15 protein-coding genes are annotated in these 20,428 nt (G+C 64.8%); 14 read left to right on the top strand and 1 reads right to left on the bottom strand.

Translation table 11 applies throughout. The annotated features are described in order from the left end of the window. Positions 1-11 precede the first annotated feature (11 nt). From nuoG to Q0C59_RS00815, 12 genes are all read left to right on the top strand, one after another. Positions 12-2,144: an NADH-quinone oxidoreductase subunit NuoG gene (gene nuoG, locus Q0C59_RS00870; RefSeq protein ID WP_291210514.1), complete on the top strand. Its 2,133-nt coding sequence runs from the start codon at positions 12-14 to the stop codon at positions 2,142-2,144. Continuing rightward, a complete protein-coding gene (gene nuoH / locus Q0C59_RS00865) occupies positions 2,141-3,223 on the top strand; it encodes an NADH-quinone oxidoreductase subunit NuoH (protein WP_291210511.1) in 1,083 nt (360 codons plus the stop codon). Before nuoG ends, nuoH begins: the two co-directional genes overlap by 4 nt. A gap of 15 nt (positions 3,224-3,238) precedes the next feature. After that, positions 3,239-3,775, top strand: coding sequence for an NADH-quinone oxidoreductase subunit NuoI (gene nuoI / locus Q0C59_RS00860; protein ID WP_069046932.1), 537 nt, complete (start codon positions 3,239-3,241; stop codon positions 3,773-3,775). Between the two features lie 50 nt (positions 3,776-3,825). Further along, on the top strand, positions 3,826-4,485 hold the full coding sequence (locus Q0C59_RS00855; RefSeq protein ID WP_291210506.1) for an NADH-quinone oxidoreductase subunit J: 660 nt from the start codon (positions 3,826-3,828) through the stop codon (positions 4,483-4,485). Next, the gene (gene nuoK / locus Q0C59_RS00850) at positions 4,482-4,790 is read left to right on the top strand and encodes an NADH-quinone oxidoreductase subunit NuoK (protein ID WP_291210503.1); all 309 of its coding nucleotides are present in this window, start codon (positions 4,482-4,484) and stop codon (positions 4,788-4,790) included. Before Q0C59_RS00855 ends, nuoK begins: the two co-directional genes overlap by 4 nt. A gap of 25 nt (positions 4,791-4,815) precedes the next feature. Then, a complete protein-coding gene (nuoL, locus tag Q0C59_RS00845; protein WP_291210500.1) occupies positions 4,816-6,846 on the top strand; it encodes an NADH-quinone oxidoreductase subunit L in 2,031 nt (676 codons plus the stop codon). A 21-nt stretch (positions 6,847-6,867) separates the two neighbouring features. After that, entirely contained in the window at positions 6,868-8,346 is a 1,479-nt protein-coding gene (locus Q0C59_RS00840) for an NADH-quinone oxidoreductase subunit M (protein ID WP_291210498.1), read from the top strand. Between the two features lie 34 nt (positions 8,347-8,380). Further along, positions 8,381-9,877 (top strand): NADH-quinone oxidoreductase subunit NuoN, encoded by a 1,497-nt coding sequence (gene nuoN, locus Q0C59_RS00835; protein ID WP_291210496.1) that lies wholly within the window; start codon positions 8,381-8,383, stop codon positions 9,875-9,877. A 56-nt stretch (positions 9,878-9,933) separates the two neighbouring features. Beyond that, entirely contained in the window at positions 9,934-10,236 is a 303-nt protein-coding gene (locus Q0C59_RS00830; protein ID WP_291210493.1) for a DUF2818 family protein, read from the top strand. Between the two features lie 87 nt (positions 10,237-10,323). Beyond that, positions 10,324-10,932: an NUDIX domain-containing protein gene (locus tag Q0C59_RS00825; RefSeq protein ID WP_291210490.1), complete on the top strand. Its 609-nt coding sequence runs from the start codon at positions 10,324-10,326 to the stop codon at positions 10,930-10,932. After that, the gene (locus Q0C59_RS00820; protein WP_291210487.1) at positions 10,929-11,402 is read left to right on the top strand and encodes a DUF1178 family protein; all 474 of its coding nucleotides are present in this window, start codon (positions 10,929-10,931) and stop codon (positions 11,400-11,402) included. Before Q0C59_RS00825 ends, Q0C59_RS00820 begins: the two co-directional genes overlap by 4 nt. A 209-nt stretch (positions 11,403-11,611) precedes the next feature. Continuing rightward, on the top strand, positions 11,612-16,231 hold the full coding sequence (locus tag Q0C59_RS00815; protein WP_291210484.1) for an NAD-glutamate dehydrogenase: 4,620 nt from the start codon (positions 11,612-11,614) through the stop codon (positions 16,229-16,231). A 4-nt stretch (positions 16,232-16,235) separates the two neighbouring features. Here the strand turns inward: Q0C59_RS00815 and Q0C59_RS00810 are convergent, their stop codons facing one another. Then, a complete protein-coding gene (locus Q0C59_RS00810; protein WP_291210481.1) occupies positions 16,236-18,023 on the bottom strand; it encodes an ABC transporter transmembrane domain-containing protein in 1,788 nt (595 codons plus the stop codon). A gap of 139 nt (positions 18,024-18,162) precedes the next feature. Between Q0C59_RS00810 and Q0C59_RS00805 the strand changes: the two genes are divergently transcribed. Both Q0C59_RS00805 and Q0C59_RS00800 read left to right on the top strand, forming a co-directional pair. Beyond that, entirely contained in the window at positions 18,163-19,353 is a 1,191-nt protein-coding gene (locus Q0C59_RS00805) for a YjgN family protein (protein ID WP_291210479.1), read from the top strand. Beyond that, entirely contained in the window at positions 19,353-20,426 is a 1,074-nt protein-coding gene (locus Q0C59_RS00800; RefSeq protein WP_291210475.1) for a M48 family metallopeptidase, read from the top strand. The genes Q0C59_RS00805 and Q0C59_RS00800 overlap by 1 nt, the downstream gene beginning before the upstream one ends. The last annotated feature ends 2 nt before the right edge of the window (positions 20,427-20,428 follow it).

The following is a 20,428-nucleotide window of genomic DNA, read 5'->3' as shown; positions in this document are numbered from 1 at the left end:
AAAGCAACACCATGGTTGAAATCGAACTCGACGGCAAGAAGGTGGAAGTGCCCCCGGGCAGCATGGTCATGCATGCGGCCGAAAAGGCCGGCACCTACATTCCGCATTTCTGCTATCACAAGAAACTGTCCATCGCGGCCAACTGCCGCATGTGCCTGGTGGACGTGGAGAAGGCACCCAAGCCCATGCCGGCTTGCGCCACGCCGGTCACGCAAGGCATGATCGTGCGCACCAAGAGCGACAAGGCCATCAAGGCGCAACAGTCGGTGATGGAGTTCCTGCTCATCAACCACCCACTGGACTGCCCCATCTGCGATCAGGGCGGCGAGTGCCAGTTGCAGGATCTGGCCGTGGGCTATGGCAGTTCGGGTTCGCGATACGAAGAAGAGAAGCGCGTCGTCTTTCACAAGGACGTGGGCCCACTCATTTCCATGCAGGAGATGAGCCGTTGCATCCACTGCACCCGATGCGTCCGCTTTGGCCAGGAAGTGGCCGGCGTGATGGAGCTCGGCATGATCCACCGCGGCGAACACGCCGAGATCACCACGGTGCTGGGCGACACGGTCGACTCGGAGCTTTCGGGCAACATGATCGACATCTGCCCGGTCGGCGCGCTCACCAGCAAGCCGTTCCGCTACAGCGCACGTACCTGGGAGCTCTCCCGCCGCAAGAGCGTGAGCCCGCACGATTCCACTGGCGCCAACCTGATCGTTCAGGTGAAGAACCACAAGGTCATGCGCGTGGTGCCGTTGGAAAACGAAGCCGTCAACGAATGCTGGATCGCCGACCGCGACCGCTTCTCATACGAAGCCGTCAACAGCGAAGACCGCCTGACCGCGCCCATGATCAAGCAGGGCGGTGAATGGAAGACGGTCGACTGGCAGACCGCGCTCGAATACGTGGCCAATGGCCTGAAGCAGGTCAAGAACGAACACGGCGCCGCTTCCATCGGCCTGCTGGCCAGCCCGCACAGCACGCTCGAAGAGCTGGCCCTGGCCGGCGCGCTGGTGCGCGGTCTGGGCAGCCAGAACATCGACGCGCGTCTGCGCCACGCCGATTTTTCCAACGCCGCCCCTGCGGGTGCGGCGCGCTGGCTCGGCTTGCCCGTTGCATCACTCTCCAACCTCCAGCGTGTGCTGGTGGTCGGCTCCAACTTGCGCAAGGACCACCCGCTGTTCGCGCAGCGCATCCGTCAGGCACAGCGCAAGGGTGCGCAGGTCAACGTGCTCAACGCCGTGGCGCAGGACTGGGCCATGCCGCTCAAGAACGTGGTGCTGGCCGACTGTGACGTCTGGGTGTCGGCGCTGGCGGGTATTGCTGCGGCCATCGCCGCCGAGACCGGTGCGAGTGCGCCGGTGAAAGCCGACGCGACCGACGCACACCGTGCCGTGGCCAAGTCGCTGCTGGGTGGCGAGCACAAGGCCATCCTGCTCGGCAACGCCGCCGCACACCACGAAAAAGCAGCCAGCTTGCTGTCGCTGGCCAATTGGATTGCTCAGCAGACCGGCGCCAGCGTGGGTTACCTGAGCGAAGCCGCCAACACCGTGGGCGCACAACTTGTGAACGCCGTGCCGGGGCAGGGCGGCTTGAACGCCGGCCAGATGCTGGGCAGTGCTCTGAAGGCGCTGGTTCTGCTGAACACCGAACCCGGGCACGACAGCGCTGCGGGCACCCAAGGTCTGGCCTCGGCTGGCATGGTTGTCACGCTCAGCCCGTTCAAGACCAACCTCGACATCAGCGACGTGTTGCTGCCGGTCGCTCCCTTCACCGAAACCTCGGGTTCCTTCGTCAACGCCGAAGGCCGGCTGCAGAGCTTCCACGCGGTCGTGCGCCCCTTGGGGGAAACGCGCCCGGCCTGGAAAGTGATCCGCGTGCTGGGCAACCTGCTGGGCCTGGCCGGATTTGATGCCGACTCGTCGCAGGCTGTGTTGGCCAGCGCGTTGCCGGGTGTGGCCAGTGGCGCCGTTGTGGACGCTGCCCGCCTGAACAACGCCAGCGCCGCATCGATCGATCTTTCTCCTGCCGTGGCAGAACCCTGCGTGGCCAGCATCTACCAGCTCGATGGTCTGGTGCGCCGCGCTCCTGCGCTGCAACTGACCGCCGACGCTCGCGCCACCCTGATCGCTGACGAGGTGCACGCATGATCGACGCGATGTACAACGGCGGCCTGGGTCTGATTGCCGCCCCATGGTGGACCACGGCGGCCTGGCCCGTTTTGTGGAACCTGATCAAGATCGTGGCCGTGCTGGCGCCGCTGATGGGCGCAGTGGCCTACCTCACGCTGTGGGAGCGCAAGCTGCTCGGCTGGATCCAGGTGCGTCACGGACCCAACCGCGTGGGCCCCTTCGGTCTGCTGCAGCCGATTGCCGATGCGCTCAAGCTGCTGACCAAAGAACTGATCCGTCCGAGCGCTGCGAGCAACGGGCTGTTCCGCCTCGGTCCCATCATGGCCATCATGCCCGCGCTGGCCGCCTGGGTGGCGGTGCCCTTCGGCCCCGAAGCCGTGCTGGCCAATGTGAACGCGGGTCTGCTGGTGATCCTGGCCATCACCTCGATCGAGGTCTATGGCGTGATCATCGCGGGCTGGGCTTCGAACTCGAAATACGCCTTCCTCGGTGCGCTGCGCGCGTCGGCCCAGATGGTGAGCTACGAGATCGCCATCGGCTTCTGCTTCTTGATCGTGGTGATGACTGCAGGCAGTCTGAACCTGGTCGAGATCGTGAACTCCCAGGCGCGCGGCATGGCCGCCTCGCAAGGCCTGAACTTCCTGTCGTGGAACTGGCTGCCGCTGCTGCCCATCTTCTTCGTCTACATCATCTCGGGCGTGGCCGAAACCAACCGCCATCCGTTCGACGTGGTCGAAGGCGAGGCCGAGATCGTGGCGGGTCACATGGTCGAGTACTCGGGCATGGGCTTCGCCATCTTCTTCCTGGCTGAGTACGCCAGCATGTGGCTGATCTCGGTGCTGGCGGTGTTGATGTTCCTCGGTGGCTGGTTGCCACCCATTGACAGTGCGCTGTTCAACTGGATTCCCGGCTGGATCTGGCTGGGCCTGAAAACCTTCGTCGTGGTGTCCATGTTCATCTGGATCCGCGCCACCTTTCCGCGCTTCCGCTACGACCAGATCATGCGTCTGGGCTGGAAGATCTTCATTCCCGTCACGCTCATCTACCTGCTGCTCGTCGGCGGTCTGATGCAGACGTCGTGGAACCTCTGGAAATAAAGAGGGCGATTGACCATGTCCACCATCACTGCCAACCCCGTCGCATCCCCTGCGGTCGTGGCACCGTTTTCGTTCCGCGACTTCCTCAACAGCTTCCTGCTGGTGGAGTTGTTCAAGGGCATGGCCCTGACCGGTCGCTACGCCTTCAAGCGCAAGATCACGGTGCAGTTTCCCGAAGAAAAGACGCCGCTGTCGCCGCGTTTCCGCGGATTGCATGCACTTCGCCGCTACGAAAATGGCGAAGAGCGCTGCATCGCGTGCAAGCTGTGTGAAGCGGTCTGCCCGGCCATGGCCATCACCATCGAGTCGGACGTGCGCGACGACGGTTCGCGCCGCACCACCCGCTACGACATCGACCTGACCAAGTGCATCTTCTGCGGCTTCTGCGAAGAGAGCTGCCCGGTGGACTCCATCGTCGAGACGCACATCTTCGAGTACCACGGCGAAAAGCGCGGTGACCTGTACTTCACCAAAGAGATGCTGCTGGCCGTGGGCGACCGCTACGAGACCGAGATTGCCGCTGCCCGGGCCGCCGACGCCCCTTACCGCTGATCCGTTCTGAGTCCGGAACTGCCCGGAACAGACGACACAAGAACAACGCCATGGATTACCAGACCGGCTTTTTTTACCTCTTTGCCGCGGTGCTGCTGTTTGCAGCCTTCCGCGTCATCACCGCGCGCAATCCTGTGCACGCTGTGTTGTTCCTGATGCTGGCTTTTTCGCAGGCGTCTGCGTTGTGGTTGCTGCTGAAGGCGGAGTTCCTCGGCATCACCCTGGTGCTGGTGTACCTGGGTGCGGTGATGGTGCTGTTCCTGTTCGTCGTGATGATGCTCGACATCAACATGGACGGTGTACGCAAGGGTTTCTGGAAGCACTTTCCGCTCGCTGCCATCCTCGGCGGTTTTGTGGCGGCCGAGCTCATCGCCGTGCTGTTTGTCGGCTTCCCGAGTCTTGCGGCCAACCCCGATGCAGTGAACACCGGCATCAACGCGGCCAACTACTCCAACACGCGTGAACTTGGCCTGCTGCTCTACACCGAGTACCTGTACCCCATCGAAGTGGCCGCCGTGATCCTGCTGGTGGCCATGATCGCCGCCATTGCGCTCACCCTGCGCCAGCGCAAGGACAGCAAGGCCATCAACCCCGGCCTTCAGGTGCATGTGCGCGCCCGGGACCGTCTGGTGGTGCTGCCGATGAACGCCACGCAGAAAGCCGCACCCGCGGTCGTTGCGGTGAACACCGAGGAGGGGAAACCATCATGAGCGTGTCCCTGGGCCATTTCCTCGCTGTCGGCGCGATCCTGTTCGCGCTGTCGGTGGTCGGCATTTTCCTTAACCGCAAGAACCTGATCGTGCTGCTCATGGCCATCGAGCTGATGCTGCTCGCGGTCAACATGAATTTCGTGGCGTTCTCGCACTACCTGGGTGACATGCACGGCCAGGTGTTCGTGTTCTTCATCCTGACCGTGGCCGCTGCCGAATCGGCGATCGGTCTGGCCATCCTTGTGCTGCTGTTCCGCAACAAGAATTCGATCAGCGTCGAAGAGCTCAACACGCTCAAAGGCTGAGCCCCAGCCCCAGGACAAGAACACCATGAGCACCACCCTCTCTGCCAGCACCCTGCTCGCCGTCCCCATGGCGCCGCTGATCGGCGCGGCCCTCGCCGGCATCCTCGGGACCACCTTCGGCGGCAACGTCATTGGCCGCCGCGCCTCGCACACGATCACCATCCTGGGTGTGTTGATCGCTTTCATCCTGTCGGCGATGACGCTCAAGAGCGTGGCCATGGACGGTGCCCGCTTCAACGAGACGCTCTACACCTGGATGGTGGTTGGTGGTCTGAAGATGGAAATCGGCTTCCTGGTCGATGGCCTGACCGCCATGATGATGGTGGTGGTCACCTTCGTCTCGCTCATGGTGCACCTCTACACCATCGGCTACATGGAAGAAGACAAGGGCTACAACCGCTTCTTCGCCTACATCTCGCTGTTCACCTTCTCCATGCTCATGCTGGTCATGAGCAACAACCTGCTGCAGCTGTTCTTTGGCTGGGAAGCGGTGGGCCTGGTGTCCTACCTGCTGATCGGTTTCTGGTTCAACAAGCCCACGGCGATCTTCGCCAACATGAAGGCCTTCCTGGTCAACCGTGTGGGCGACTTCGGCTTCATCCTGGGCATCGGACTGATCGTGGCTTATGCCGGCACGCTGAACTACACCGAGGTGTTTGCCAAGGCACCCGAACTCGGCGCCATGGGCTTCCCCGGCACCGACTGGCTGCTGATCACCGTCATCTGCATCTGCCTGTTCATCGGCGCCATGGGCAAGAGCGCGCAGTTCCCACTGCACGTGTGGCTGCCCGACTCCATGGAAGGCCCCACGCCCATCTCGGCGCTGATCCACGCGGCCACCATGGTCACGGCCGGCATCTTCATGGTGGCGCGCATGTCGCCGCTGTTCGAGCTGTCCGACACGGCGCTGAACTTCATCATGATCATCGGCGCCATCACCGCGTTGTTCATGGGCTTCCTGGGCATCATCCAGAACGACATCAAGCGCATCGTGGCCTACTCCACACTTTCGCAGCTGGGCTACATGACGGTGGCGCTCGGCGCATCGGCCTACTCGGTCGCGGTGTTCCACCTCATGACCCACGCCTTCTTCAAGGCGCTGCTGTTCCTGGCGGCTGGCTCGGTGATCATGGGTCTGCACCACAACCAGGACATCCGCTGGATGGGTGCCGTGCGCAAGTACATGCCCATCACCTGGATCACGTCCTTGCTGGGCACGCTCGCACTCATCGGCACACCCTTCTTTTCGGGCTTCTACTCGAAAGATTCCATCATCGAGGCGGTGCACTTCAGCAACCTGCCGGCGTCGGGTTTCGCCTACTTTGCGGTGCTCGCCGGTGTGTTCGTCACCTCCTTCTATTCGTTCCGCCTCTACTTCCTGGTGTTCCACGGGAAGGAGCGTTACGACCAGAACCCGGACGCCCACCACGACGACCATGGTCACCATGATGACCACGGGCATGGCCATGACAGCAAGCCGCACGAGTCTCCCTGGGTCGTCACGGTGCCGCTGGTGCTGTTGGCCATCCCTTCGGTGGTGATCGGCTTCATGACCATCCAGCCCATGCTGTTCGGTGACTTCTTCAAGGACGCGATCTTCATCAACGCCGCGGCCCACCCCGCCATGGCTAAGTTCGCCGAGATATTCCACGGCCCGTTGGCCATGGTCTCCCATGCCTTGTTCACGCCGCCGCTGTACCTGGCCCTGGCCGGTGCGGTGAGCGCGTGGTACATGTACCTGATCAACCCGGCCGTGCCGGCGGCCATCGGGCGCGCCTTGCGTCCGCTGGTCGTGGTGCTGGAGAACAAGTACTACCTGGACTGGTTCAACGAGAACGTGCTCGCCAAAGGCGCGCGCGGTCTGGGCATCGGTCTGTGGAAGGGCGGCGATCGGGGGGTGATCGAGGGCGGCGTGGTCAACGCCAGCTGGAAGCTGGTGGGCCTGGTCTCCGGCGTGGTGCGCCGCGCGCAGACCGGGTACCTGTACCACTACGCGCTGATGATGATCGTGGGTGTGCTGCTGTTCATGACGTACTTCGTCTGGCTCGCCAAATAAAACAAGAGGAAGAAGAACATCATGGGTTTGCTGAGCCTTGCCATCTGGACGCCCATCGCTTTTGGCGTCGTGCTGCTGGCCCTGGGCCGTGACGACCAGGCACCCATGGTGCGCTGGATCGCGCTGGTGGGTGCGGTGGTGGGCCTGGCGGTCACGGTGCCGCTCTACACCGGCTTCGAGGTGGGCTCGGCTGCGCTGCAGTTCGTTGAAAAGGCCCCCTGGATCGAGAACTTCAACATCCACTACCACCTGGGTGTGGACGGCATCTCGCTGTGGCTGGTCCTGCTGACCGCGTTCATCAACGTGGTGGTGATCGTGGCCAGCTGGGAGTCGATCACCACACGCGTGAACCAGTACATGGGCGCCTTCCTGATCCTCTCGGGTCTGATGATCGGTGTCTTCAGCGCGCAGGACGCGATGCTGTTCTACGTATTCTTCGAAGCCACACTGATCCCGATGTACCTGATCATCGGCATCTGGGGCGGCCCGAACAAGATCTACGCGGCCTTCAAGTTCTTCCTGTACACGCTGCTCGGCTCGCTCCTGATGCTGGTGGCTTTGATTTACCTCTACACCGTGTCCGGCGGTAGTTTTGCACTGGCCGACTGGTACCAGCTGCCGCTGAGCGGCACCGCCCAGACCCTGCTGTTCTTTGCCTTCTTCGCGGCCTTCGCGGTGAAGGTGCCGATGTGGCCTGTGCACACCTGGTTGCCCGACGTGCACGTGGAAGCCCCCACCGGTGGCTCCGCCGTGCTGGCGGCGATCATGCTCAAGCTCGGTGCCTATGGCTTCCTGCGCTTCTCACTGCCCATCCTGCCCGACGCCTCGCAAGAATGGGCATGGCTCATGATCGCGCTGTCGCTCGTGGCCGTGATTTACGTGGGCCTGGTGGCCATGGTCCAGCAGGACATGAAGAAGCTGGTGGCTTATTCGTCGGTGGCGCACATGGGTTTCGTCACGCTGGGCTTCTTCGTGTTCAGCGATCTCGGCGTGTCGGGCGGCATCGTGCAGATGATCGCGCACGGCTTTGTGTCGGCTGCCATGTTCCTGGGCATCGGCGTGCTGTACGACCGCGTGCATTCGCGCGAGATCGCCGACTACGGCGGCGTGGTCAACACCATGCCCAAGTTCGCGGCGTTTGCGCTGCTGTTCACCATGGCCAACTGCGGCCTGCCGGGCACGGCCGGTTTCGTGGGCGAGTGGATGGTGATTCTGGCGGCGGTGAAAGCCAACTTCTGGATTGGTCTGCTCGCCGCCTCGGCGCTGATCTTTGGCGCCGCTTACTCGCTGTGGATGTACAAGCGCGTCTACCTGGGTGCGGTGGGCAACGACAACGTGAAGAACCTGGTCGACCTCAATGCGCGCGAATTCCTCGTGATGGCGGTGCTGGCGGTGGCGGTGCTCTTCATGGGCGTGTACCCCAAGCCTTTCACCGACGTGATGGACGCTTCCGTGGCGGAGTTGCTGCGCCACGTGGCGGTTTCCAAGCTGCCCCAGTGAGCCCGGCCCGCCACACGACACAAGAGAACGAACAATGATTGACAAGCTCAGCTGGGTCGCGGCCTACCCTGAAATCCTTCTGCTGACGATGGCCTGCGTGATTGCGCTGGCCGACCTGTCGGTGAAGTCGGCTCTGCGCACTGCGACCTATGCGCTCACCTTGCTGTCGCTGGGCGCGGTTGCGTTGCTGCTTGCCATGGCTGCGGTCTCGGGCACCACCACCCCTGGCTTCGGCGGCATGATCGTCAGCGACCCCTTGGGCAACTGGCTCAAGTGTTTTGCCACAATCGCCATGATGGTCACGCTGGTCTACGGCCGTGGCTACGCTGGCCAGCGCGACATGCTGCGCGGCGGTGAGATGTTCACGCTGTCCATGTTCGCGTTGCTGGGCATGTTCGTCATGATCTCGGGCCACAACTTTCTGGTGATCTACCTCGGCCTGGAACTGCTCACGCTTTCCAGCTACGCCCTCGTGGCGCTGCGCCGCGACGATGTGCAGGCCACCGAGGCGGCCATGAAGTACTTTGTGCTGGGCGCCTTGGCCAGCGGATTCCTGCTCTATGGCCTGTCCATGGTGTACGGCGCCACCGGCTCGTTGGCGCTGCCCGAGGTGATGCAGGCCATTGCCGGCGGTGAAGCCACCCTCAAGGGCTCGGCCCAGGTGCTCACGCTCGGTCTGGTGTTTGTGGTGGCCGGTCTGGCCTTCAAGCTCGGCGTGGTGCCCTTCCACATGTGGGTGCCCGACGTGTACCACGGTGCACCCACGGCCGTCACGCTCATGATCGGCGGCGCGCCCAAGCTGGCGGCGTTCGCCATTGTCATTCGCCTGTTGGTCGAAGGCCTTCAACCGCTCGCCTTCGACTGGCAGCAGATGCTGGGTGTGCTCGCCGTCATGTCGCTGCTGGTCGGCAACTTTGCTGCCATTGCCCAGACCAACCTCAAACGCATGCTCGCGTTTTCCACCATTGCGCAGATGGGCTTCATGCTGCTCGGCCTGCTGGCCGGCGTGGTGAACGGTGATACCGGCAACATGGCCAACGCCTACAGCTCGTCCATGTTCTACGTCATCACCTATGTGCTGACCACGCTGGGCACCTTCGGCGTGATCCTGCTGCTCTCCCGCAGTGGCTTTGAATCGGAGAACATCAGCGACCTGGCCGGCCTGAACCAGCGCAGCCCGCTCTACGCCGGCGTCATGGCTATCTGCATGTTCTCGCTGGCCGGTGTGCCGCCTCTCGTGGGCTTTTACGCCAAGCTCTCGGTGCTGCAGGCCCTGCTGGCTTCCAGCGGCGTGTTCTACGTGGGTCTTGCTGTGTTCGCCGTGATCATGTCGTTGATCGGTGCCTTTTACTACCTGCGCCTGGTCAAGGTCATGTACTTCGACGCGCCCACGCAGACCGCGGAGATCGAGGCCGGACTGGACGCGCGCTCGGTGCTGTCGGTCAACGGTGCGCTGGTGCTGTTGCTGGGCATATTGCCCGGTGGCCTCATGGCCTTGTGCGCACAGGCGGTGGCCGCGCTGCTCGCCTGAAACCTCTGGGCCCGCAGCGGTGAACTTCACCGGTGGGGCCGGCTCACACCTTCACCATGAACCAAAGCTTTTCTGTCTGGCTGGTGTTGATCGCCGCACTGGTGGCGGCCAACCTGCCCTTTGTCAACGAACGGTGGCTCGCCGTGATTCCGCGCAGCTTGCCCAAGACGCTGTGGATCCGGCTGGCCGAGCTGGTGCTGATGTATTTCATCGTGGGTGCCATTGGCCTTGGGCTGGAGCAGCGCGCCGGGCAGATCGCACCCCAGGGCTGGGAGTTCTACGCGACCACCGGCGCACTCTTCATCACGCTGGCCTTTCCCGGCTTCGTCTACCGCTACCTCTACCGCCACCGGGGTTGAGTTGCTCACCCCCACGCTCATCGTTTCACTTATCGCTGCCCCCCGAGGGGGCGAGTCATTGCCTTCGGGCGGCCGTGCGGCACTGACATGAACGACGACAGCCACCTGATCGAAACGCCGCTCTTGCGCACCGAGCTGTTGCGCGGCAACTTCCTTCACGTGGTGCGCGACACGGTGCGCCTGCCCAATGGCGCCGAGGCCACACGCGAATACGTGTTGCACCCCGGTGCGGTCATGGTCATCGGCCTGCTCGACGATGGCCGTGTGGTGCTGGAGCGCCAGTTTCGCCACCCCATGCAGTCGGTGATGATCGAATTCCCCGCCGGCAAGCTCGACGAAGGCGAGGACAGCCTCATGTGCGCGCAGCGAGAACTCCTGGAGGAAACCGGCTACAGCGCGCGCGAGTGGGCCTGTGCCGGCCGCCTGGCGCCCACCGTGGCGTACTCCGACGAGACCATCGACATCTGGTTCGCACGTGGTCTCTCGCTCGGCGAGCGACAGCTTGACGACGGCGAGTTTCTCGACGTGTTCACCGCCACGCCTGCCGAGCTTCGGGCCTGGTGTTTCAGCGGTGAGGTGATCGACAGCAAGACGCTCATCGGGTCGATGTGGCTGCAGAACGTGCAGAGCGGCGAATGGCCGCTGGCATGGAAGGATGCAGCGACCTCGCTTTTGGCGGGACAATCCAGCTCATGAAGGTTCTCAACCTCCAATGCGCTCACCAGCACGAATTTGAAGGCTGGTTTGGCTCCGAAGACGACTTCGTGAGCCAGCTGGGTCGTGGCCTGGTCACGTGCCCGCTGTGTGGCGATGCGCACATCCACAAGAAGCTCTCGGCGCCGCGCCTGAACCTGCGTTCCGGGCGAGATGAGCCCCTACCGTCCATGCCGACCGGCACGTCCGTGGCGATGAGCAACCACGCCACGAGTTCCGAGCTCGCTGCCCTGCAGGCCCGCATGCTCAGGGCGCTGCGCGAGGTGGTGGCGAACACCGAGGATGTGGGCGAGCGTTTTGCCGACGAGGCCCGCGCGATGCACAGCGGCGAGACCGAGCATCGCAACATCCGGGGCGAGGCCAGTCCCCAGGAAGCCCTGGCCATGCTGGAGGAGGGCATCGAGGTGATCGCGCTCCCCCTGGTGCCAGCGGTCAAGGAAACCCTTCAGTAGCGCTTTTGTAGCCGCCATCCAGACTCCATCCAACCCCGCCCTGCGGGGTTTTTTTCATGGCGAAGTCACGCGCGCAGGCGCATCATGCGTTTGTCGCATGAAGCCATGGCATGGGGCCATGCAATCCTTGTCTGGGGCAGTTTTGCCCGCTGGGGCAATCCTAGAATCGCGCTCAGCCTGCCCACCCTTTGCTTGACCGGATGCCGACCATGAACCCGAGTTTCCAGGACCTGTACTTTGCCGCCGCCGATCCCGAGGAGCTGCGCAGTCGCGACCCCGCCCTGCTGCAGACCATGGCCGCTGCCCACCAGGCGTTGCTGAGCGCCTCGGCAGCGGGCGAGGTGCGCGTTCAGATCCTGGATCTGTCCCGGGAGCAGGCACCCGAGAGCGGCACGCACGTGTTGCAGATCGTGCACCCCGACCTGCCGTTTCTGGTGGACTCGGTGGGCATGGCGGTCAACCGAAGCGGGCGCACCTTGCACTGGATCGTCCATCCCTTGTTGCGCGTCACGCGCGACGCGGCCGGCCATGTCGTGGAGATCATCGGCGCTGCACAGGCCGGCGCTGGCGAGGGGCAGGTGGTCTCGTGCATCCTGGTCGAGTGCGACCGGCTTGCCTCCGACCCCGAGGCGCTTGCGCTGCGCAAAACCATTGAGGACACCTTGCAGGATGTCCGCCTGGCCGTGCAGGACTGGCGCGCCATGCTCTCTCGCGTGCAGGTGCTCAACGCCAGCTTCACCGCACTGGACGCTTCGGTGGCCGACGAAGCCAAGTCCTTTCTGACCTGGCTCGAACAAGGCCACTTCACGTTTCTGGCGGCCGAAGACTACGAGCTCAAGGGCAAGGTGCTGGTGCCTGTGCCGGGCACGGCGCTGGGCTTGCTCAAGGCCCCTGGCACCCAGGTTCTGCCGGCCCAGCCCGCAGAGCAGTTTGTGTCCGACCCCGGTCTGGTGCTGTCCACCAAGGCGATGAGCCGCTCCACCGTGCACCGCCCGGCCTGGCTGGATGTCATCAGCGTCAAGCGCCTGGACGCCAGCGGCCAGCTGGTGGGCGAAAGCCGTTTCATGGGCCTGTATACCTCGGCGGCGTATGCCGCGTCGGTGGAGCAGATCCCGGTGGTGCGCCAGCATGTGGCACAGGTGATGGCCCATGCCGGCGTGGTCACGGGCAGCCATGCGCACAAGGCCTTGCAGGCCATCCTGGAGACCTACCCGCGCGACGAGATGCTGCAGATCGACGCCGCCACGCTGGAGCAACACGCCATGGGCATCCTGCGCTTGCAGGAGCGCCAACGTGTGCGTCTCTTCATGCGCCGCGGCGCCTTCGGCCGCCTGGCGTCGCTGCTGGTGTACGTGCCGCGCGATGTGTACACCACCGAGCTGCGGGTGAAGCTCGGGGCGATTTTCACCGAGGCCTTCGACGCGGCGTCGGTCGAGTTCACGCCCATGCTCACCGACAGCGCGCTCGCGCGCATCCACTACATCGTGCGCGCCAACGACAGGCTGCCGGCGCAGGTGGACCTGGCCGCGCTCGAAGCCCGTGTGGCCGAGGCCTGCAAGCGCTGGGTGGACGGTGTGAACGCCGTGCTGCTCGTCGCCCACAACGGTCGCAACGCCAGCGGGCTGGAGGCGGTGGTGGCCGCGTTCCCGACCGCCTACCGCGAGCACTTCGACGCCGACACCGCCGCCAGTGACGCGGCCGTGCTCTGCGGACTGAGCGAACAGCACCCCCTCGCGCTCAAGCTCTACGAGCGCCAGGGGCAGGTGCGCTTGAAGACCTACGCCACGCAGAAGATCACCCTGTCGGACGCCATGCCGGTGATGGAGTCCATGGGGGCTCGTGTCCTCGATGAGCACCCTTACCACCTCGCTGCACCCGGCTACTGGATCCACGACTGGGGCCTGCAGTTTGCCCAGCCGCTGGACGTGGATCGCCTCAAGTTCCGTTTCGAGGAACTGTTCCACGCGGTCTGGCGTCAGGAGGTGGAGAGCGATGCCCTCAACCGCCTGGTGCTCTCCACCGAACTCGATGCCCGCGCCATTTCCGTGCTGCGCGCCTATGTGCGCTACTTCAAGCAACTGGGCTTCGCGTTCAGCCAGAGCTACATCGAAGACACGCTGAACAAAAACCCGGCGATCGCGCAAGGCCTGGCCGAGTTGTTCGCGACGCGCTTCGACCCGGCGAAGGCCGACGCGCGCGCGGAGCGCATCAATGCCAAAGTGCAAGTGCTGGAAGCCCAACTCGCCGAGGTGGCCAGTCTGGAAGAAGACCGCGTGCTGCGCCAGTTCCTCAGCACCCTCCAGGCCACGCTGCGCACCAACGCCTACCAGCTCGGCAAAGAGTGCATGAGCTTCAAGCTCAGCCCGCGCGACATTCCCAACGTGCCAGAACCCAAACCCTTGTTCGAGATCTGGGTGTACTCCCCGCGCGTCGAGGGTGTGCACCTGCGTGGCGGCAAGGTCGCACGCGGTGGCCTGCGCTGGTCCGACCGGCGCGAAGATTTCCGCACCGAGATCCTGGGTTTGGTGAAGGCGCAGATGGTGAAGAACACGGTGATCGTGCCGGTGGGCTCCAAGGGCGGCTTCGTGCTGAAGAAGGCGCCACTCGCCAGCGATCGAGAGGCTTTTCTGGCCGAAGGCGTGACTTGCTACAAGACCTTCCTGTCGGGTCTGCTCGACATCACCGACAACATGGTCCAGGGGGCGGTGGTGCCGCCAACCGATGTGGTGCGACACGACGAGGACGACCCCTACCTGGTGGTCGCCGCCGACAAGGGCACGGCCACTTTCAGCGACATCGCCAACAGCGTGAGCGCCGCCTACGGCTTCTGGCTGGGCGACGCCTTCGCCTCCGGCGGCTCGGTGGGCTACGACCACAAGAAGATGGGCATCACCGCGCGCGGCGCCTGGGAGTCGGTCAAGCGCCATTTCCGCGGCCTCGGCGTGGACACACAGACCCAGCCCTTCACCGTGGCCGGCATCGGCGACATGTCGGGCGACGTGTTCGGCAACGGCATGCTGTTGTCCACCCAAATCAAGCTGGTGCTGGCCTTCGACCACCGCCACGTCTTCATCGACCCGAGCCCCGACGTTGCGGCCAGCTTTGCCGAGCGCGAGCGCCTGTTCAAACTGCCGCGTTCGAGCTGGGACGACTACGACAAGGGGCTCATCAGCGAGGGCGGTGGCGTCTTCCCGCGCAGCGCCAAGTCCATCCCCTTGAGCCCGCAGGCGCGCGCCGCGATCGGCACCGAGGCCACCGCCATGGCGCCCAACGAGCTGCTCAACGCCATCCTCAAGGCGCCGGTGGATCTGCTCTACAACGGCGGCATCGGCACCTATGTGAAGGCCAGCTACGAGAGCCACGCCCAGGTGGGCGACAAGGCGGGTGACGCCTTCCGCGTCAACGGCAACGAGCTGCGCTGCAAGGTGTTCGGCGAAGGCGGCAACCTCGGCTGCACGCAGAACGGCCGCATCGAATTCGCCCAGGCCGGCGGCCTGATCTACACCGACGCCATCGACAACTCCGCCGGCGTGGACTGCTCCGACCACGAGGTCAACATCAAGATCCTGCTGGGCGCCGTGCAGGAAGCCGGTGGGCTCACGCTGGAGAGCCGCAACGACCTGCTGGCGAGCATGACCGACGAGGTTGGGCTGCTCGTGCTGCAGGACAACTACTACCAGACGCAGCAGATCGAGCTGGCCGCCACCCGGCCCGTGTACCTGCTCGATGGACAGCAAAACCTGATGCGCTGGCTCGAACACATCGGCCTGCTCAAGCGCGCCATCGAGTTCCTGCCCGTCGACGAGGAACTGGCCAAACGCAAGCGCGAAGGGAAGGGCCTGACCCGTCCCGAGAATGCCGTGCTCATGGCGTACGCCAAGATGAACCTGTTTGACGAGCTGTGCGCGAGCAGCCTGCCCGACGACCCGTTCTTCGCGCGTGTTCTCAAGATGTATTTCCCCGCGGTGCTGGGCGAGCGCCATGCGGACGCCATTGCGCAACACCCGCTCAAGCGCGAAATCATTGCCACCTTCATGACCAACACCGTGGTCAACCGGGTGGGCGCGACCTTCGTCAACTTCCTGGCCAATGAGGCATCGTGCACCGCAGCCGAGGTGGTCAGCGCCTACACGCTGGCGCGTGAGGTGTTTGCGCTGGAGCCGATCTGGGACCAGATCGACGCGCTGGACAACAAGGTCACGACCGAGCTGCAGCTGAGCCTGCTCACGCAGCTGGCCACCATCGCGCAGCGCGCCAGCCGCTGGATGCTGCGCCACCGCGGCCAGGGCGACCTGCCCACCTTGATTGCCAAGTACCGACCTGCGGCCCGCATGCTGCGAGAGCACGTCGAGCAGTGGCTGCCCGCAACCGCGCTGGCCTCATGGCAAGCCGCCAGCGCCCGCCTGGTGCAGGCCGGGGTGGACGCCCAACTCGCTGAGGACCTCACCGTGCTGGACCACCTGTACCCGGTGCTCGACCTGGTGGACGTGGCGGCCAAGGCCGGCAGCACGCTGGAGCAGGCGGCGCGCACCTACTTTGCGATCGAGAACACGCTGGGCCTGGACCGCTGGCGTCAGCGCATCGGCCAACTGCCGACCGATTCGCTGTGGCAGTCGCAGGCCCGCGCCAGTGCGCGCGACGACGTGTATTCGATTGCCGGTCAGCTGGTGCACTCGCTGCTCAGCAGCCAGCAGACGCTGGCCGAGTGGCAGGAGCAACATGCGAAGGCGATCGCGCGCATCAACGACATGCACGAGAGCATCGCGAGTCTGGCGCCCGATCTGGCGCCTGTCTCGGTTGCGCTGCGCGAGCTGCGCCAGCTCGGCTAGCTGATCAGACTTGAAATTGCAGAGCGGCGAGGCCGGCGTACACGCCGCCTTGCGCCACCAGCTCGGTGTGCGTGCCCTGTTCCACCAGCCGGCCGTGGTCCAGCACCACGATCAGGTCGGCTTGCTGCACGGTGGCCAGGCGGTGCGCAATCACCAGCGTGGTGCGGTCCTTCATGGCCGATTCCAGCGCGGCCTGCACCATGCGCTCGCTCTGTGCATCCAGCGCGCTGGTGGCTTCGTCCAGCAGCAGCAGCGGTGGGTTCTTGAGCATGGCGCGTGCAATGGCAATGCGCTGGCGCTGGCCGCCCGAGAGGCGCACACCGCGTTCGCCCAGGAAGGTGTCGTAGCCCTCGGGCAACTGGTCGATGAACTCGTCGGCAAAGGCCGCTGCGGCGGCGGCGCGGACCTCGGCGTCGCTCGCGCCGGGCTTGCCGTAGCGGATGTTTTCCATCGCGCTGCTGGAGAAGATCACCGGGTCCTGCGGCACGATGCCCACGCGGTTGCGCAGCTCGTGCAGGCTCATCTGGTGGATGGGCACTCCGTCCAGCCGGATCGTGCCCAGGGCGGGGTCGTAGTAGCGCAGCAGCAGACCAAACACAGTGGTTTTGCCGGCGCCACTGGGCCCCACCAGCGCCACCGTCTGCCCGGGTTGCACCGCCAGATTGAAACCCGCCAACGCGGCCTGCGCCGGGCGCGAGGGGTAATGGAAGGTGATGTCGTCGAACACCAGCGCGCTGCCGCCTTGCGGCGTGGCCGCTTTCAACGGTTGTGCGGGTGACTGCACCGGCGAGGCGCTGGCCAGCAGCTCCATCAGGCGCTCGCTGGCGCCCGCGGCGCGCAGCAGGTCGCCATAGACTTCACCCAGCACGGCCACCGCACCGGCCAGGATGATGATGTAAAGCACGGTCTGCCCCAGGTGACCGGGCGTGATGGTGCCTGCCAGCACCGCCTGCGTGCCCTGGTACAGGCCCCACAGCAACAGGCCGGCGGTGGTGATGATGATGAAGGCCACCAGCACCGAGCGGGCTCGCGTGCGCTTGATCGCGGTGTCGAAGGCGAACTGGGTCGACTCGTTGAAGCGAGCTGCCTCGCGGTCCTCAGCCGTGTAGCTCTGCACCACTGGAATTGCGTTCAGCACCTCGGCGGCGATCGCGCTGGAGTCGGCCACGCGGTCCTGGCTGGCGCGCGAGAGCTTGCGCACGCGTTTGCCAAACCACATGCTCGGCAGCACCACCAGCACGATGATCAGCAGCACCTGCAGCATCACATAGGGATTGGTCCACACCAGCATGATCAATGCGCCGATGCCCATGACCGCGTTGCGCAGGCCCATGGAGAGCGAGGAGCCCACCACCGTCTGCACCAGCGTGGTGTCGGTGGTCAGGCGCGAGAGCACTTCGCCGGTTTGTGTGGTCTCGAAGAACTGCGGGCTTTGCCGCAGCACATGGCTGTAGACCGCGTTGCGCAAATCGGCGGTGACGCGTTCACCCAGCCAGCTCACCAGGTAAAAACGCATGGCCGAGAAGAAGCCGAGCGCCACGGCCACGCCGAACAAGGCTGCGAAGTGGCCGCGCAGCGCCAGCGCCTGCTCGCCTCGCCCGGCTGGTGCGAGGCCACTGTCGATGAGAAAGCGCAAGGCCAGCGGAAACGCCAGCGTGGCCGCAGCGGCCAGCACCAGGAACAGGATGGCCAGACCGATCTGCAGGCGGTAGGGCCGCAGAAACGGCAGCAGGCCGCTGAGTGAGGTGGGGGTGGTGGCTTTGGGGCGGTCGGAGGGGGAGGGGGAACTCATGCGGGTGAGTGTGCCGGGTTTTGTGGACACCGGTTTTGTGCGGCCAGCGGCATGGGGTACATCTGCCGGGGGTAGGTCATTGGTACGAATTTTTGATGCTAGGATCGCGGCCAAATTTTCAACCACCAGGAGGGATGGGATGGCACAACACAGCGAGTTTGAAGCAACCGAGGTCCTGCCCGACAGCCGATTGCCCAGCAGCGAACCGGCCCACCCGCTCGACATCCGCTTCACCGGCTCGGGCAGCGAGTATTTCCGCATCTGGATCGTCAACCTGCTGTTGACCCTGGTCACCCTCACGCTGTATTGGCCGTTTGCCCGCGCGCGTCGACTCGCTTATTTCCAGAACAACACGCTGGTGGGCCGCGACCCGCTGGGGTTTCACGGCGACCCCTGGAAGATGTTCCGCGGCTACCTGCTCATGCTGCTGTTCGGTGTGTCGTACTGGGCCGTGTCGAACTTTGCGCCAGCCTTTGCATGGCTGCCCTTGCTCCTGCTCGCGGTGCTGTGGCCCGCGCTGTGGCGCGCATCGCTGCAGTTCCGCCTGCGCAACACCAGCTGGCGTGGCGTGCGCATGTCTTTCGAAGGCGACCTCAAGGGTGCTTACCTGTGCATGCTGCCGTTCTTCATCCCGGTGGTGCTGGTCGGATTCGTGATCGGTTTTGCGGCATCGGCCACGCAGGGCGCGGACGAAGGCGCAGCCGGCGCCGTGTTTGCTGCGGCCACCGGCCTGATGGTGCTGGCCATGGCCGCGCTGTCGCCCTGGCTGCTGGCGCGCATCAAGCGCTACCAGCACGGCGGCTACGTGTTCGCGCAACAGCGCACGCGGCTGGACGCCGGCCTGGGGGCTTTCTATGGGTTTTCGTTCCGCGTGATGGGCGTGTCCTTGCTGTGTTCGGCCTTGCTCGCCGGGGTGGGCGTTATCGTGGCGGCGGTCATGGGTGCTTCCTCGGGTGCGGCCGTGATCATGTTGCCCTTTCTGCTGGCCCTGGCTTACCTGGTGTTCCCGCTGGTGCTCATGCCTTACACCACATCGCGCCTGCAGAACCTGCTGTGGGGGCAGACCCGCAGCCGACGCATCCGTTTCGACAGCCAACTGAGGTTTGTTCCCCTGATGCTGCTGACAGCGAAGAACTGGCTGCTCATTGCACTCACGCTGGGTCTGTACTGGCCGTTTGCCAAGGTCAACACCGCACGCCTGCGGCTGGAGGCCATGGGCGTTTCGGTGCAGGGCGACGTGAACGCCTGGCTTGCCAAGGCGCAGGGCGGCGACAAAGGCATTCTGGGCGACGCGGCGGGCGACTTCTTCGGCATCGACATGGGCTTGTGATGAGCACAGCGCCGCGCCTGCTCAGCACCTGGTTCGACGGTCAGAGCCCGCGTGCGCAGGTCTGCGAGCTCTGCATCGAAGGCAACGAGCTTGTGCTCACGCTGGTGAGCGGCGAGCGCCGCTACCCGGTGCGCCAGGTGCGCTGGGCCGAACGCCGCTCGCACGGTCAGCGCCAGACCGAGCTGCCCGACGGCAGCCTGATCCAGCACGCCGATGCAGGGGCGTGGGACGCTTGGCGGCAGGCCAGTGGCCCGCGCGAGGCCGCGGTGGTGGGCTGGATGCAGAGCTGGCGCGCCACGCTGGTGGCCATGGGGGCCAGCGTGGTGTTTCTCGGTGCCGCGTGGGTCTGGGGTGTGCCGTGGCTGAGTCGGGCGCTGGCGCAGCAGGTGCCGCACTCGCTGGAGGCGCGCCTGGGTGAACAAGGCATGCAGCAACTGGACCGCTTGTTTCTGCAGCCGAGCATGCTGCCCGCGCAGCAACAGCAAGCCTTGCGCGAGCGTTTCGCCTCGGCCGTGCAGCGCGCCCATCCCCAGGGCGACGCGCCGGTCTGGCAGCTTTCGTTCCACCAGTCCAAAGCCTTGGGCGCGAACGCGTTCGCCTTGCCCGGCGGGTACATCGTGATCACCGACGACCTGGTGAAGCTGCTGGCCGACCAGCCCGATGCCATTGTTGGTGTGCTGGCGCACGAGCTCGGTCATGTGCACCACCGCCACGGCCTGGATTTGATGGTGCGCGCCAGCCTGATCAGTGCGCTGGTGGGCGTGGTGCTGGGCGACGCCAGCGGCTTCCTGGCCACCGTGCCCGCCACCCTGGCCACGCAGGCCTATTCGCGCGATGCCGAGCGCTTGGCCGATGCCTTCGCTGCGCAGCTGCTCGATCGAAGCGGTGTGTCCCCATCGGTCATGGTGGCGTTCTTCGAGCGCATCCGACAACAGGAACAGGCCGACCAGGACGATGACGGCGATGACGGCGATGACAGCGCCGCGCTGCCGATCGCCATCTCCAGCCACCCCGACCACGACGAGCGCATCCGTTTTTTCCGCGAGTGGAAGACCGAGCCCGCGCGCCCCTGAAC

This window comes from Hydrogenophaga sp., assembly GCF_022844385.1.
In the GTDB taxonomy this organism is placed as follows: Bacteria; Pseudomonadota; Gammaproteobacteria; order Burkholderiales; family Burkholderiaceae_C; genus Hydrogenophaga.
This window is presented reverse-complemented; position numbering and strand designations above follow the sequence as displayed.

What these genes read in the sequence shown, in the direction of transcription:
- nuoG (WP_291210514.1), top strand. Translation starts at nt 12, where the DNA reads ATGGTTGAAATCGAACTCGACGGCAAGAAGGTGGAAGTGCCCCCGGGC.
- nuoH (WP_291210511.1), top strand. Translation starts at nt 2,141, where the DNA reads ATGATCGACGCGATGTACAACGGCGGCCTGGGTCTGATTGCCGCCCCA.
- nuoI (WP_069046932.1), top strand. Translation starts at nt 3,239, where the DNA reads ATGTCCACCATCACTGCCAACCCCGTCGCATCCCCTGCGGTCGTGGCA.
- Q0C59_RS00855 (WP_291210506.1), top strand. Translation starts at nt 3,826, where the DNA reads ATGGATTACCAGACCGGCTTTTTTTACCTCTTTGCCGCGGTGCTGCTG.
- nuoK (WP_291210503.1), top strand. Translation starts at nt 4,482, where the DNA reads ATGAGCGTGTCCCTGGGCCATTTCCTCGCTGTCGGCGCGATCCTGTTC.
- nuoL (WP_291210500.1), top strand. Translation starts at nt 4,816, where the DNA reads ATGAGCACCACCCTCTCTGCCAGCACCCTGCTCGCCGTCCCCATGGCG.
- Q0C59_RS00840 (WP_291210498.1), top strand. Translation starts at nt 6,868, where the DNA reads ATGGGTTTGCTGAGCCTTGCCATCTGGACGCCCATCGCTTTTGGCGTC.
- nuoN (WP_291210496.1), top strand. Translation starts at nt 8,381, where the DNA reads ATGATTGACAAGCTCAGCTGGGTCGCGGCCTACCCTGAAATCCTTCTG.
- Q0C59_RS00830 (WP_291210493.1), top strand. Translation starts at nt 9,934, where the DNA reads ATGAACCAAAGCTTTTCTGTCTGGCTGGTGTTGATCGCCGCACTGGTG.
- Q0C59_RS00825 (WP_291210490.1), top strand. Translation starts at nt 10,324, where the DNA reads ATGAACGACGACAGCCACCTGATCGAAACGCCGCTCTTGCGCACCGAG.
- Q0C59_RS00820 (WP_291210487.1), top strand. Translation starts at nt 10,929, where the DNA reads ATGAAGGTTCTCAACCTCCAATGCGCTCACCAGCACGAATTTGAAGGC.
- Q0C59_RS00815 (WP_291210484.1), top strand. Translation starts at nt 11,612, where the DNA reads ATGAACCCGAGTTTCCAGGACCTGTACTTTGCCGCCGCCGATCCCGAG.
- Q0C59_RS00810 (WP_291210481.1), bottom strand. Translation starts at nt 18,023, where the DNA reads ATGAGTTCCCCCTCCCCCTCCGACCGCCCCAAAGCCACCACCCCCACC.
- Q0C59_RS00805 (WP_291210479.1), top strand. Translation starts at nt 18,163, where the DNA reads ATGGCACAACACAGCGAGTTTGAAGCAACCGAGGTCCTGCCCGACAGC.
- Q0C59_RS00800 (WP_291210475.1), top strand. Translation starts at nt 19,353, where the DNA reads ATGAGCACAGCGCCGCGCCTGCTCAGCACCTGGTTCGACGGTCAGAGC.